This is a genomic window from Ruminococcus sp. NK3A76, from assembly GCF_000686125.1.
GTDB lineage: Bacteria > Bacillota > Clostridia > Oscillospirales > Ruminococcaceae > NK3A76.
The window spans coordinates 60,352-75,544 of the sequence record NZ_JMMA01000002.1 but is presented as its reverse complement, the minus strand read 5'-3'; the positions used below and the strand labels follow the sequence as shown (position 1 = coordinate 75,544).

Sequence of the window (15,193 nt, the reverse complement as noted above, 5' to 3'; positions counted from 1 at the left end):
TATTAGGATATATCAAAAACGCAAGCGCTTTTGTGATTGACTTTTGTCATATTTAATGATATAATCATTATTGGTAGTAATATAATTTAACGAAAGTGAGTGATAGTTTTGAACGATACAGTCAGAAAGGCCGTGAGCCTGCTCTCGGCGGCAGCGCTGATGTCGGGAATGTGCTCTGTGCCCTCATTAGCAAAGAGTGATGTAAAGCTCTATATCAACGAGGTGTGCACAGGCAACTCGGGCGCAAACGGCAACCTTACGGGCGCTGTTGACAAAAAGGGCGAATACTGCGACTGGGCAGAGCTCTACAACGCAGGCAGCGAGCCGGTGAACCTTAAGGGCTTCACACTCGTAAAGGACGGAAAGGACAGCTACGCCTTCGGCGATGTGACGATAGCAGCCGGCGAGCACAAGATAGTCTACTGCTGCAAGACCTACAACGGCGATGAGAACGTTCCTCATGCGGCATTCAACCTCTCAGGCGACGGCGTGAAGCTCACCCTGAAAAACGGTGACGAAGATATCGACACGGCAGATGTTCCTGCTTTAGCAGACGACACCGTCTGGGGCAGAAAGACCGACGGCGGGGATTTCACATATCTGCTGCCCACCCCCGGTGCGACCAACAACAATGCCAAGTCGGCTGTTCCCTGCAATGCGCCTGAATTCAGCAAGGCAAGCGGAATGTATGCCGACAGCTTCGAGCTGACCCTCTCGACAGATGAGGGCAATAAGATATACTACACCCTCGACGGCACAGACCCCACAACGAGCGACACAAGGATAGAATACACAGGCGCACTGACAATAAAGAACAGAAGCTCCGAAAAGGCCGTGCTTTCGACATTCCTTAAGCCCTCGCAGGTGTCTCCCTGGGCATCTGACTGGCAGGTGCCTGACAACAGCGCTATCGACAAGGGAACAGTTATCCGTGCGGTGACACTGAGCAAGGCTGACGAATACAGCGAGGTGCTCACAAACACATACTTTGTCGGTGTGAGCAACAAGGATCACAACGGCCTTCCCATACTCTCCGTAACTACCGACCCCGACTCGCTCTACGACTACGAGACAGGCATCTACAGGCTCGGCAAGGTCTATGACGATATAGGCAAGCAGAGCCGTGACCAGAACAACCCCGATGCCAACTACAACCGCAGGGGCAAGGAGTGGGAACGCACCTGCCATATCGACTTCTTTGAATCCGACGGCACTCTTGCCCTCTCGCAGGACTGCGGCATGAGAACTCAGGGCGCATATTCAAGAGGCGACTATCAGAAATCCCTGCGCTTCTATGCAAGAGAGGAATACGGCGAGAAGAACTTCAAATACACCTTCTTTGACAACGCATATCAGGAGAACGGCTCGGGCAAGCAGCTCAAAAAGTTCAAGAAGCTCGTTATGCGAAACGGCGGCAACGACACCACCTACACCAAGTTCAAGGACAGCTATCTCCAGTCGCTCGTGTCTGACAGGGCGTTTGACACGCAGGAGGGCAGGCCTTGTGTAATGTACATAGACGGCGAATACTGGGGTCTTTACACTCTCCAGGAGGACTATGACGACCACTACTTCGAGGAGAACTACGACGTAAACTCCGACGAGGTGGTAGTATACAAAAAGGGCGAGATAGACGAGGGCAACGAGGAAGACATCGAGCTTTTCAATGAGCTGCGCAGCTTCGCAGAGAAGAACGACCTATCAAAGAAAGAGAACTACGACAAGATATGCAAGATGATAGACGTTCAGAGCTTTGCAGACTACATGGCAACCGAGATATACATTCTCAACGAAGACTGGCCGGGCAACAACTACGCTATGTGGCGCACAAGAACTGTAGATGAAGCTAACCCCTATGCCGACGGCAGGTGGAGAATGCTTTTCTACGACACCGAGATGGGCGTTGACCACTACGGCAACGGCTGGACGCATTACAATTCCGACAACCTCAAAAACATACTCAAAAATAACTGGGACGATATGCCTGTTATACTCAACGCTCTGCTCAAAAACAAGAGCTTCAAGGAGCTGTTTGTGACCACGTTTATGGATATCACAAACATAAACTTCAACTACGAGACGACAAAGACAAAGCTCGAACCGTTCATGGCGGCATATTATCCCGAGCTTAAGAAATACTTCGCACGCTTCCCGTCGTGGGCAAACACTTCAAATGCTTCCGACCCGTGCATTTCGAGAATGAAGACATTCCTCAAAAACAGGCCGGCATACGCTGCCACGATGCTCCGGAAAAACCTCGGGCTCTCTGACGCTGTGGCTGTAAGCATAAGCGCTGTCAATCCCGACGGCGGCGAGGTGACTCTTGACGGCTCGGCACTCGATCTGAGCAAGCAGTTCAGCGGCAATTACTTTAACGAATACAAGATCACCCTCACAGCCTCACCCAGGGAGGGCTATACCTTCAAGGGCTGGGCAGGAACATATCAGAGCAGCAAGCAAACGATAACCATATCCCCCAGGGAGGCAGCAGGCTTGCAGGCAGTGTTTGTCAAGGACGGTGAAAAGGTATACTCTGTAAGCATCACAGACGGCACAAACAGCATAGTCACCTATGCAGCAGCCGGCGGTGAGATGTATGTACCCACAGGGCTTTTTGAGAAGAAGGGCTATACATCGGCTCTCCCCTCAGGCAAGGTGACAAAGGATATGAGCGTCAAGGTAACTCAGACCCCTATCACCTACACGGTGCAGCTAAACGCCGGCGGCGGCCTTGGCAGCAGCGTAAAGCAGACGTTCACCTACGACAAGGCAGCAGCGCTCAGCGCCAACAAGTTTACAAGAAACGGCTATGAGTTCGTAGGCTGGGCGACCAAATACGGCGCATCTGTTGCAGAATACAAGGACAAGCAGACAGTCAGGAACTTAAGCGACAAGCAGGGCAAGACTATCAACCTCTACGCTGCGTGGAGAAAGAAGATATCCTTTACTGACATCTCTATCGCAAGCAGCAGCTACTACTATTCAGGCAAAAAGATAACGCCTGCTGTGACTATCTACGACGGCAAGACAAAGCTCAAAGCCGGCACAGACTACAGCATAGTCTATAAAAACAACACCAAGATAGGCAAGGCAACAATTACTATAAAGGGTCTTGGCAAATACACAGGCACAAAGAGCCTAACCTTCAAGATAGTACCCAAAAAGCCGACTGTAAAGAAGGTAACATCGCCCAAGAAGGCACAGCTCAAAGTCACCTGCAGCAAGGTGTCAAATGTAACAGGCTATCAGATCGCTTACTCGACTTCTTCTAAGTTTACAAAGGCGACCACAAAGACGGCAAGCTCAAAGACCACCTCCAAGCTGATAAAGGGGCTCAAAAAGGGCACGACCTACTATGTGAAGATGCGCACCTACAAGACAGTAGGCGGAGTAAAATACTACTCGCCCTACACAAAGGTCACAAAAATAAAGATAAAGAAATAAAGGCACAAAAAGCCGGGCTGTGATGTCATTTCACAGCCCGGTCATTTATGTTATTCGATATCGACTGACAGCGTCGCCTCCTGGCGGTAATTAAAATCCATAAAGCTCACGCCGCCTATCTTTGTCTCGGTGTTTTCAAACCTGCCTGCCTTGCCACGGTAGACCTTCTCCTCCTGCTCCTCGTCAGTATCGGAGAAAAGGCGCTTGTATACAAATGTCACGCTGTCCTCAGTCACCTCGGTTATGCGGAAGCGGCGTGAGAAAATATCCTCAGCGTCCCACGGGTCGTATTCGAGTATCTGCATATCGTTGTAGGAAAACTCCCCCACCTTGGCAACAAACCGGCATACAACATGATAAAAATAGCCGTACTTCTTGCAGTCATCTACTATCGTGAGCACCGGAAGGCCATCGGCCTCCTCGTATGCGAGCCTGCCCTCTATGTAGCGCTGGTTTATAACGCTGCCGTCGGCGCAGACATACACGCCCTCGCCGTCCTTTATGCCGTTTTTGAAATAGCCCTTGTATTTGTCGCCGCAGGGATATGTGAACACTCCCCTGCCGTGTATTATGCCGTGCTTCCACTCGCCCTCGTAGCAGCTGCCGTCACGGTAGCTCACCTCGCCGTAGCCCTCGGGGATATCGTTTCTGAAACTGCCGATATACTTATCTCCCTCGGCAGTCTCATAGGTGCCTGCGCCGAAGCGTATGCCGTTGCGGAAATCCCCCTCATAGACAGAGCCGTTGTTATACTGCATAACGCCCTTGCCGTGAGCGAGGAAATGCCGGTTGATATCGCCCTTGTAGAAGTCACCGTTTTTATATCGTATCGTTCTTTGTGCCATAGATCTGTTCCTCCCGAAAGAAGTAAGAGGTCATCTGCCGTCCTTACTGCTTGCCGAAGCCGAGCCTCTTTACGGAATCTATCTTCTCGCTGAACTCCTTCTCCGAGCTTGCCGAAACGAAATCGTCCCTTGTCAGAATGATATCCGTCTTTCCGGCGAGCGAGCAGCGCAGAGCGCCCTTTGACCATGTTCTCTCATAAAGGTTTCTTGAAAACCTTGCATTGGCAAATTCCTTGGACTCAACATACCCGTCGCTTAGAGAGAGGAAGTATCCCTTTGCCTGCTCTTCAAGCTCAGGCTCATATTCAAAGTGCTTTTTGACCATCTGCATGAATATCTCAAAGAGCTGCTGCTTGGTGTAGCTCTTGAATTCGAGCAGATAAGGCATTCTGCTGCGAAGACCGGGGTTTACCTTCATCAGGCTGTCCATTTCCTCGGTGTAGCCTGCCATGACCACCAGCATATCGTCACGGTGGTTCTCCATTTCAGCAACGAGCGTTGCGAGCGCCTCCTTGCCGAAGTTCGAGCCGTTGTATTTGCCCTCATCGAGCGCATATGCCTCGTCTATAAACAGCACCGAGCCGTAAGCATCACGGCAGATAGAGGCGGTCTTGACGGCAGTCTGCCCCTCGTATTCAGCGACAAGGTCTCTTGCGCCGTATTCAAAGAAGCCGCCCTTGCGCAGCACGCCTTCCTCACGGAGTATCTGGCCTATTATTCTCGCAACGGTGGTCTTGCCCGTACCGGGAGCGCCTGTAAAGCGCATATGTATACACGGCCTGTCGAGCTTTTCATTCTTAAGGGATACCTTGACCTGAGCCACAATCTCCCTGACACGGTTCGTTATCTCCTCCATGCCGATAAGCTCGGCAAGTGCATCATAGCCTGTCGCCTTGTTCTTGAGCTTATCAAGGAAGCCTTCAAGGTCAGCAGCTGAAACAGTGTCCGACTCTGCCTCCTCGCCCTTGTATTCAAGCCCTGCGACAAAGGCGGATTTCTGGAGTATTATCTCCTGCGCTATCTTCACAGCCGTCTTGAAGCCGTAAAAGCGCCCGTCCATCTTCTCACGGTATATCTTTTCCCTGACAAGGTCAAATATCGAAACGTCAGGCGTGAAGCCACGGTCTGACATGATATTCCACACCGTTTCCATAAGCACGCAGTCATGCAGAGGGGGTATCTGTACTACCTTTAAAAGCATCATATCAGAAAGTATGCCTGCCACCTCGTCAAGCACCTTCTTTTCAAGGAAGGGTATCCTGAAAGCGAACACATAGCTGTCCTGATAGGGTTCGAGACGTCTTAAAAACGTCCTCAGCTGGTCATACTTGCGCCCGTCAAGGAAATAGGATATATCAAGGCCTATTATGTTATACTGATTGCTGTCCGAGTCGCCGCGCAGCGTGTCAAGCACATCATCGGGAGATGCGCAGCCGTCCTTGTCCTCCTCGCCGAGCGTCATCTCGATGTAGTAGGTCCTGCTGTCATACTGCTCCTCGGGGTATATCCTTTTCTTATGCAGATAGTCGCCGAGGGATATAAAAAGCGTCGAAAAGCCGCAGCCGCCGTCGGCAGCTATAAGGTAGTTGCGCTTTCTCATCACGTCAAGAGCATTGTGCTGTGCAAGCAGGGGTATGGTGCTGCCTAGCTCTGTTATAAGGCTTATATACTCGTCAGCGCCGTAGGTGTTGTTGTATATAGTCTTTACGACCTCGTTTATCTCGTCATCGTCATCTTCAGCGAGCTCGCTTATGTATACAGAGCGTATTCCTGCCTCGCTCTCATGCACCTCTGCCCAGGCCTTTCTCAGAAGGCTCTCGCACTCGGCCTTTGTCCGGGCTGTCAGAATAAAGCTCGCAAAGCTGAAGCGGTACATCACTCTTTCCGCAGCGCACTCCTCAGGCAGCTTGTCGAGCAGAGCCATGCTGTATCCGCCGAGCTCCGACAGACGCTCTGATGCAAATTCGTTATCCACAGATATCCTTGCTATATACTTCCCCATGATATTCTCCTTATGCTACTACTCTGTTCTTGCCGGTCTTCTTGCCGGTGTAGAGCTTTTTATCTATCTTGTTTATCCATTCGTCGAGCGATTCTCCGCTCTGCCTCGGAGCCATGCCCACCGTCACCGTGACGTTTATGGTCTCGCCCTCAGTGACTACAGGCTCACAGCCTATGTCATAGCGCATACGTTCAAGTATCGCCATAGCATATTCCTCGTCTGCACGGATATATATAAGGAACTCCTCGCCGCCCCATCTTGCTATATCGCAGCCCGGGCAGGCGTTTTTCATCTTTGAGCTTATAGTTCTGAGCACATCGTCACCGGCGTTATGGCCGTAGGTGTCGTTTATCTTCTTGAAATCATCTATATCCGCCATAGCAAGTATGCCGGCTGATGCGTCCTCCGGCAGCACCGAGAGCTTTTCAAGCATATAGTGTCTGTTGTAAAGCTCTGTCAGGCGGTCTCTGTGCGCCATTTTGCTGAGCTTTATCTCCGACTTGATGATAGAGCGGATAAGGTAGTTGCTATATCCCACAAGGTAGCCGAACACCGTGAAGGAATTAAATAACATAAAGCCTGTCGCATACTTATTCCCTCTGTCAAACACCGGCCCGTGCTCTGAGACATAGCCCATGAACAGGAAATAGAAAAGCGCTATGCCAATGGCGATAAACAGCGATTTAACGCCATTGCGCCCGAGCTTGAAGGACATATACTCGACGACATAGACGACCGGTATCATCGAGAAACAGTAGAAGTGGAAGCCGTAGCCTGTGCCGAGACAGACCGTCGCCACCCCCATATACAAAGTCATCCAGCCGTAAACGAGCCACAGATATATCTCCAGCTTTTCTTTATAGATAAGATAAAAGCACGCTACATAAACAAGCGCTGTCGGTATACTGAAATAAACGAGAAACGGAACATCTATCAATATAAAAAACGTCATAAGTGCAAAAACTGTAGCAAGAATAATACCGGTGACAGCATAGGCTATCTTCTTAGCGCTCGATATTTCCAAAAAGCATACGCCTCCTTTACCGAAAAATAGTTGTATTTATAATATTATAACACATTCCGGACAAATTTGCAACAAAAACAGTTTATCGCCCCCGACAAAAGCAGGCGGCTTTTTTTGTGGAATATGTAGAAAACCAGCGTATCTGCGTTATCGTCTTCAATCGCCTTTCCCTGTATTGACTATAACGCTTCAATATGCTATAATGATTAAGGCAACACCGCACGACCACCGGCTCTGGCATTTGTGTGCCATCTGCTTGCCGAATTTCCGTCATAATACCCAATTTCCCCTTGTTTTACGCCAGTAAAACTGCGGCAAAAATGGGCATTCTGACGAAAATTCGGACGGCGCATCTGACACACAATGGTCGTGCGGTGTTGCCTTAAAAACAACGACCTATAAAAGCGAGGAAATGAAAATGAACGACTCTTTATCTCTTGCCGCAGCATATAATGACTATTTCAAGATAGGCGCAGCCGTATCCTCCTACACTGCCGGGGTGTTTAAAGACATTCTCGGGCAGCATTTCAACAGCATCACCCCGGAGAATGAGCTGAAATATTCCGAGACCGAGCCTGAGGAGGGGCGCTTTACCTTTGAGGAGGCTGACAAGATATTTGACACGGCAAGGGCTCTTGGCATAAAGGTGCGTGCTCACGCTCCGGTATGGCACACACAGACCCCAGACTGGATGTATCTTGACGGCGACAAGCCTGCCGCCCCCGAGCTTATCTACGAGCGCATAGAAGCCCACACAAAGGCTCTCTGCGAGAGATACAACAATGATGTCTATGCGTGGGACGTTGTCAACGAGGCGGCCTGCGACAAGGAAAACGAGCTAAGCCATATTTACCGTGACAGCAGATATTTCGGGCTGTGCGGCGAGAGCTTTATTGAAAAGGCCTTCAAGGCTATGGATAAATACTCGCCAGATGCGCAGCTTTTCTATAACGACTACAGCGAATGCATTCCCGAAAAGCGTGAGAGGATAGTCAGGATAATAAGAACACTCCAGGACAAGGGCTGCCGCATTGACGGCATGGGTATGCAGCAGCACCACTTCGCAGCGCCCGATTATGACGAGATAAAGCGCTCGATAGAGGTGTATGCTTCCCTCGGGCTGAGACTGCACATAACCGAGCTCGACGTTTCGCTCATGGCGACGCTCAATATGGGCAAGGAGCGCTTAAAGCCCGGCGACCCCGGCTTCTCCGACTACATAAAGGAAGCGATGCGCCCCACCCCCGAACGCCTTGCCGGGATAAACGACATCTATCTCAGGCTCTTTGAGATATACCGCAGCTACCGTGACGTTATCGACTGCGTGACCACTTGGGGTGTGGCTGATGACTTCACATGGCTTGATGGCTTCGGGCTTGGCGAGGGCATACCGAAGGTAAAGCAGTTCCCGCTGCTGTTTGACACAGAGCATAGCCCCAAGCCCTGCGTCGCAGCTCTCTGCGAGGCGGTAAAATAGTGTATATATACAAAAGCCTGCCCACGGGATGATCCCCGTGAGCAGGTTTGTTTTTCTATATGATTCAGCTGAGCTCAAACATACCTGTGTAGAGCTGGTAGTATTTGCCTCGCTGTGCGATAAGGTCGTCATGGTCGCCACGCTCGATTATCTTGCCGTGCTCGAGCACCATGATAGCGTTCGAGTTTCTTACAGTCGATAAACGGTGTGCGATAACGAATACCGTTCTGCCTGCCATGAGCTGATCCATGCCCTTTTCGATAAGCGCCTCTGTTCTCGTGTCGATAGAAGATGTAGCCTCATCGAGAATGAGCACCGGCGGGTCGGCAACAGCGGCTCTTGCTATGGCAAGAAGCTGTCTCTGACCCTGCGAGAGGTTTGCGCCGTCGCCTGTGATGACGGTATTATATCCCTCAGGCAGATGCTTTATGAAGCTGTGCGCATTTGCGAGCTTTGCGGCCTTAATGCAGTCATCATCTGACGCATCGAGCTTGCCGAAGCGTATGTTGTCCATTACCGTTCCTGTGAAAAGGTGGGTATCCTGTAAAACCATCGAAAGCGAGCGCCGCAGGTCTGCTTTCTTTATCTTGTTGATGTTTATGCCGTCGTAGCGTATCTTGCCGTCAGGCACATCGTAGAAACGGTTTATGAGGTTTGTGATAGTCGTCTTGCCTGCACCTGTCGAGCCAACAAAGGCTATCTTCTGCCCGGCCTTTGCATAGAGGGTTATGCCGTTTAGGACCGTCTTGTCAGGCTCATAGCCGAAGGTCACGTCGTCAAATTCCACCCTGCCTTCGAGCCTGGTGTAGGTTATATCGCCTGTAGCCTGGTGGGGGTGCTTCCATGCCCACATACCTGTTCTGTGGTCAGCCTCGACAATGTTGCCGTTCTCGTCTTCCTTTGCATTGACAAGGGTAACGTAGCCCTCGTCAGTCTCGGGTGTCTCGTCGATTATCGTGAACACTCTCTCAGCGCCTGCAAGTGCAGAGAGCACCGAGTTGAACTGCTGGGATATCTGCTGGATAGGCATAGCGAAGTTTCTTGTGTACTGCAAAAATGCTATTACCGTGCCGACAGTGAACACGCCGCTGAATGTATGAACGCCCTTGATAGCCATGATACCTCCGATGATAGCAGTTATCGCATAGTGGATATAGGAAAGGTTGTTCATGAGCGGCCCCATGATGCTCGCAAAGGTGTTAGCTCTTGTGGCTGCCTTTCGCAGGTCGTCGTTGATGCCGTCGAACTCTCTTTTTGCCTTGTCCTCGTGGCAGAATACCTTTACTACCTTGACGCCCTCTATCATTTCCTCGATATAGCCGTTTGCACGGCCTACGTTTTTCTGCTGCTCCTTGAAATATGCGCCCGAGCGTGAGCCGATGAAGGCTGTGAGCTTAACTATCACGAAGAAAAGCAGTATAACGATAAGTGTGAGCTGCCAGCTGTAGTATATCATCATGACAAACACGCCGGTGACTGTGATAGCCGCCGAGATAAAGCTCGCAAGAGAGTTTGAGAGCATTTCTCTTAATGTATCAACATCGTTTGTATAGCGGCTCATTACCTCGCCGTGGGTGTGCGTGTCAAAAAAGCGTATCGGCAGCGCTTCCATTTTCGTGAAAAGGTCTACCCTTATCTTATAGAGCGCCTTGGTGGAAACATTGAGCATAATCCTTGCATAGCAGAAGGTGGAAAGTGCGCCAATTACATAGATAACACTCATTATAGTAAGCGTCTTGACGAGCTTGCTTATGCCCTCGTCTGTCTTGCCTTCGAGCATAGGCTTGATGCAGTCATCTATCACCTTTTGCAGGAAAGATGTGCCGATAACAGATGCAAGCGCCGATATTATGATAAACACGACAACGAGCATGATAAGCGGCTTGAACTCTCTCATATAGGAGAATATGCGCCTGATAGTCACGCCGACGTTCTTTGGTTTTTCAAGCGGCCTTTGTCCTCTGCCGCCGGGGCCTCCGCCTCTCGGTCCTGCCATCAGTCATCATCTCCCTTCTGCTGTGAGTCATAGACTTCCTTATAAACAGCGTTTGTTTTGAGCAGCTCGTCGTGAGTGCCTATGCCGTCTATCTCGCCGTCCTCTAATACGATTATCCTGTCAGCATCCTTTACCGAGGATATACGCTGTGCGATAATGATAGTCGTGGTGTCGTCAAGCTGTTCCTTGAAAGCCTTTCTTATCTTTGCGTCAGTTGCAGTATCGACTGCACTTGTCGAGTCGTCAAGTATCAGTATCTTAGGCTTTTTGAGAAGCGCTCTTGCAATACACAGCCTCTGCTTCTGGCCGCCGGATACATTTACGCCGCCCTGGCCGAGGTCAGTTTCATAGCCGTCGGGGAAGCTGTTGATAAACTCATCAGCACAGGCCGCCTCGCAGGCCTTTTCTATCTCCTCGTCAGTAGCCTCAAAGTTGCCCCAGCGCAGGTTCTCTCTGATAGTGCCTGAGAAAAGAACGTTTTTCTGGAGCACCACTGAAACTTCCTCACGCAGGTTTGCGAGCTTGTATTCCTTGACATTTCTGCCGCCTACCAGCACCTCACCGGAGGACACATCATAAAGTCTCGGGATAAGAGAAACAAGCGTCGTCTTGGCAGAGCCGGTAGCACCAATGATACCTATCGTCTCGCCCGAGTGTATGCTCAGGTCAACATTTCTGAGCACCGCTTCCTCTGCCGATTCATTATAGCTGAAGCAAACGTTTCTGAATTCGATAGAGCCGTTCTCGACCTTGACATCAGATGCATCATCGTCTGTGATGTCGGGGTCTTCTTCAAGCACCTCGACTATTCTCGTGATAGATGCTCTTGAAATAACAAGCATCATAAATATCATAGACACCATCATCAGCGAGCCGAGTATCTGGTTAATATAGGTGATGAAAGTAGAGAGCTCACCTATCTGCATATCGCCGTCAACTACCATGTTTCCGCCGAACCAGAGCACAGCGACGATAGTTGCATACATCGTTATCTGCATTATCGGCTGTGTGAGGATAACTATCTTTTCAGCTGCGAGCTGAGCTTTCCTTACAAGGTCTGCGCTGGTGGTGAACTTCTTGTTCTCATAGTCTTCTCTTACGAATGCCTTGACAGCACGGATACCTATAAGGTTTTCCTGAACGTCAGAGTTCATCTTGTCGTAACGTTCGAGCATCAGCTTGAAACGGGGGTGCGCATTAGTCATTATAAGCACCATTGCAAGTGCAAGTATCGGCACCGACACAAGGAATACCATTGACAGGTCAGGCTTTACCTTTACTGCCATGATAAGTGCGCCCACGAGCATTACAGGCGCTCTGAATGCCATTTTGATGAACATCAGGAATGAGTTCTGCACCATATTCACGTCTGTGGTAAGACGTGTAACGAGCGATGCGGTCGAGAATTTGTCGATATTCTTAAACGAGAAATCCTGCACCTTATTAAAGAGCTTGTTTCTCAGGTTCTTTGAAAAGCCCATGCTGGCCTTTGCGCCGAAATAAGCACCGAGTGAACCGAACATCATAGACACGCACGCCATGAACACCATAAGCAGACCCATTTTCACGGTATATGATGTTCCGCCGTCGCCTTCGATGCCGACATCGACTATCTTTGCCATAACAAGGGGGATAAGAACCTCCATACCGACCTCGCCTATCATAACGAGCGGTGTGAGTATCGTGTATTTTTCATACCCCTTGATACACCCAAACAGCTTTTTTATCAAGTGTTATCAGTCCTTTCGTTTGTTTTTTTATCATCAAGAGCTTTAGCTATCTTTTCAAGAAGTATCTGCAGGCTCTCTGTCTCTTTTTTGGTGAGCGTATGGTCTATGAGCTCGCCGAGCTCTGATATTATCTTTTGCTCTGCAAGCGCCACATCAAGGCCGTGCGGTGTGAGCTCGACATATTTTGCCCTTGCATCAGCATCGCTTGCGCTGCGGCTTATCAGGCCGTTCTTTTCAAGGTGGGCAAGCACCGAGGTTATCGTCGAGCCACGCCTGCCGAAGGCTTTGAGCTCGCTCTGCGCTATCCTGTGCCCCGGGGAATGGGATATCCTCACAAGCAGCTTTGCCTGCGAATGCGTCACATCATACTCTGCCATGAGCTGCCGGTTGTTTATCACATCGAGCCTGTGCGCTATAAAGTCGAGCAGCACCGGCTTTTGTCTGATAAAATCCGCCTCAGACATCTCATCGGCTCTTTTCTTATCCTCCAAAAAAACACCTCCTGCGCAATAATTCGATATCTAACTATTTACATTATACTCCTTTTTCAAAAAAAGGTCAATACCCCGCCCGACGAAAAATAGTTTGATATCGAATTATTATTTTGTGCATAATGACAACATGATAAAAACCGCCCCACAGCGTATGCCATGGGGCGGTGTATGGGTGTTATGGAAAAGGCTGTTACTGCAAGGCCCGACCTCGTTTTACAAGACCCTTCCGGTGTGACCGGCAGCATTTTTTATCACTTCTCAGCCGGCTCCCACTTACATCTTACGGGAGAAACGATAGAGCCGTCTTTCTTCATAGCAGCCATAGCCCTGTCAACGACCTTGCGGTCAAGACCTGTAAGCTCGGCTATCTTGCCTGCGTTCAGCGGCTCGCCTGCTTTTTTCATAGCTTCGAGTATCTGTTCCTTTTCTGCCACTTTAAGCACCTCCGTTTATATGGATATTTCTTCTTTGCTGTATCACACCTGCATATTCAGCCAGTTCCGGAGACCTATCTTTTCTATCAGTTCAAGCTGCTGCTCAGCCCAGTACATATCTTCTTCCTCGTCCTGATAATACACCTTAATGATACTTTGAAATGATTATAAAAAGTCGGCTGCGACATACCGCAGTTGCTTGTTATATCGGTTATTGTGATCTTGTCGATACGCTTACTCATAGCAAGCTCCAGAAAGGACTCGGCAAGAATATCCTTTGTGGTTTTTCTTTTCATTGCGTTTTCTCTTAAGGCAATACCGCACGACCATTGTATGTCAGTATACGTTGTTTCAGCAAAGCTGAAACGTCAGATTTTTCGTCAGATTGCCCAAATGCGACGCAGTTTTGCTGACGCAAGACAAGGAGTATTTGGGTGATATGACATAAAAATTTGCAAGTAGATGGCATACAAAGGCATTAGCCGGTGGTCTTGCGGTGTTGCCTTAAACGTTTTCGCTTTTCATGTATTCATCCATTTTGCTGAATACCTTTTTGGTGAATGCGACAGCTTCAATGACCGTTTTCGGGCCGGATACAATGTCTCCTGCGGCAAATACTCCGGGACGTGTCGTTTCCCCGTATTCATTTACATCAAGAAGTCCTCTCTGTGTCAGCTTTACACCTGCGGCTCTCATATCTGCGCCGGGTCCCTGACCGATAGCGATTATAACCGAATCAGCCGGCACATCGAAAACGTCTGAATAATCTTCTTCAAAGCTGACGCTGCCATCAGCATTCTCTATCCTATTTACACGGACGCATCTGACGGAGTCCTCATTTATACGGACAGCCTGCGCAAAGTGGATAAATTCCACCCCTTCAAGCTGCGCCATTTCGACTTCTTCATGGTTTGCCGTCATGTTTTCTTCCCCCATAAAATGAAGTATAGTAACGTGAGAATGTGACCGCCTGATAGCAGTTCTCGCAGCATCGATAGCAACATTGCCTGCACCGACGACTGCGACTGTGTTTCCAAGGTCAAATGCTGACGGCGATTTCAGATAGTCTACTGCAAAGTGGACGTGTCCGAGCGTTTCTCCTAAAAGGCCTAACTTGTTGGGTCTGCCGGTGCCTGTTGCAACAAATACCGCTTTATATCCGTCCGGGAAAAGGTCTTCTATCATTATGTTGGTGCCTATTCTTGTGTTCGGCCGGAAGTGCAGACCCATTTTAAGCATGATATCCTTATACATATCCAGTATCTCTCTCGGAAGTCTGAACGGAGGGATACCGTATTTCAATACGCCTCCGATACTGTCCTCCGCCTCGAAAAGCGTAACATCATAACCGCTGCGAAGCAGCAAAAGAGACATCGTTATCCCTGCAGGACCTGAGCCGGCAACGGCGACCTTGATCCCGTTCTTTTTTATCTTGGGAATATCGAATGTTTCAAGATAAAACCTTGAAACGAATTCTTCGATACGGTAAAACATTACAGGTTCGCCTTTTATCCCACGCACACAGTGACCCAAGCAGTTCCTTTCATGCGGACAGATTATTGAAGTAATGGCGGAAAGCGGATTGTTGTAAAAAAGCACTTCACCCGCTTCTCTGATCTTACCCTCAAGAAACAGATCAACTACCCGTGGAACGTCCGTTGCAGCAGGGCAATTTGCTGAGCACAATGGTTTTTTGCATTTCAGACATCTTTCCGCTTCCTGTTTTATCGACGACATAGATTATTCC

At 49.4% G+C, this 15,193-nt stretch carries 11 protein-coding genes; 2 read left to right on the top strand and 9 right to left on the bottom strand.

The genetic code is table 11. The annotated features are described in order from the left end of the window. Positions 1 to 108: 108 nt before the first annotated feature. Positions 109 to 3,444, top strand: coding sequence for a CotH kinase family protein (locus tag CD05_RS0100420; protein WP_028508833.1), 3,336 nt, complete (start codon positions 109 to 111; stop codon positions 3,442 to 3,444). 50 nt (positions 3,445 to 3,494) lie between these two features. On the opposite strand, the gene CD05_RS19295 is transcribed toward CD05_RS0100420, so the two are convergent. Genes CD05_RS19295 through CD05_RS0100405 form a run of 3 tightly spaced genes read right to left on the bottom strand, consistent with a single transcriptional unit; the run spans position 3,495 to position 7,315 of the window. Beyond that, entirely contained in the window at positions 3,495 to 4,289 is a 795-nt protein-coding gene (locus CD05_RS19295; protein WP_028508832.1) for a hypothetical protein, read from the bottom strand. Positions 4,290 to 4,332: 43 nt separating this feature from the next. Then, positions 4,333 to 6,291, bottom strand: coding sequence for an AAA family ATPase (locus CD05_RS19290; protein ID WP_051588731.1), 1,959 nt, complete (start codon positions 6,289 to 6,291; stop codon positions 4,333 to 4,335). Between the two features lie 10 nt (positions 6,292 to 6,301). Then, a complete protein-coding gene (locus CD05_RS0100405; RefSeq protein ID WP_028508831.1) occupies positions 6,302 to 7,315 on the bottom strand; it encodes a GGDEF domain-containing protein in 1,014 nt (337 codons plus the stop codon). A gap of 418 nt (positions 7,316 to 7,733) precedes the next feature. On the opposite strand from CD05_RS0100405, the gene CD05_RS0100400 reads away from it, so the two are divergent. Next, the gene (locus CD05_RS0100400; protein WP_028508830.1) at positions 7,734 to 8,792 is read left to right on the top strand and encodes an endo-1,4-beta-xylanase; all 1,059 of its coding nucleotides are present in this window, start codon (positions 7,734 to 7,736) and stop codon (positions 8,790 to 8,792) included. A gap of 64 nt (positions 8,793 to 8,856) precedes the next feature. Here CD05_RS0100400 and CD05_RS0100395 read toward each other — a convergent pair whose 3' ends face one another. The 6 genes from CD05_RS0100395 to CD05_RS0100370 all read right to left on the bottom strand — a co-directional run bounded on the left by CD05_RS0100395 (position 8,857) and on the right by CD05_RS0100370 (position 15,183). After that, a complete protein-coding gene (locus CD05_RS0100395; protein WP_028508829.1) occupies positions 8,857 to 10,788 on the bottom strand; it encodes an ABC transporter ATP-binding protein in 1,932 nt (643 codons plus the stop codon). Further along, positions 10,788 to 12,518, bottom strand: coding sequence for an ABC transporter ATP-binding protein (locus CD05_RS0100390; protein WP_028508828.1), 1,731 nt, complete (start codon positions 12,516 to 12,518; stop codon positions 10,788 to 10,790). Before CD05_RS0100390 ends, CD05_RS0100395 begins: the two co-directional genes overlap by 1 nt. Next, positions 12,515 to 13,009 (bottom strand): MarR family transcriptional regulator, encoded by a 495-nt coding sequence (locus tag CD05_RS19285; protein WP_051588730.1) that lies wholly within the window; start codon positions 13,007 to 13,009, stop codon positions 12,515 to 12,517. The genes CD05_RS0100390 and CD05_RS19285 overlap by 4 nt, the downstream gene beginning before the upstream one ends. Positions 13,010 to 13,263: 254 nt before the next feature. Further along, entirely contained in the window at positions 13,264 to 13,446 is a 183-nt protein-coding gene (locus tag CD05_RS0100380) for an HTH domain-containing protein (protein ID WP_028508827.1), read from the bottom strand. Between the two features lie 86 nt (positions 13,447 to 13,532). Next, positions 13,533 to 13,742 carry a hypothetical protein gene (locus CD05_RS0100375; RefSeq protein ID WP_028508826.1) on the bottom strand — a complete coding sequence of 70 codons (210 nt, stop codon included), beginning with the start codon at positions 13,740 to 13,742 and terminating at the stop codon, positions 13,533 to 13,535. 208 nt (positions 13,743 to 13,950) lie between these two features. Beyond that, the gene (locus CD05_RS0100370) at positions 13,951 to 15,183 is read right to left on the bottom strand and encodes an FAD-dependent oxidoreductase (protein ID WP_028508825.1); all 1,233 of its coding nucleotides are present in this window, start codon (positions 15,181 to 15,183) and stop codon (positions 13,951 to 13,953) included. Positions 15,184 to 15,193 lie beyond the last annotated feature (10 nt).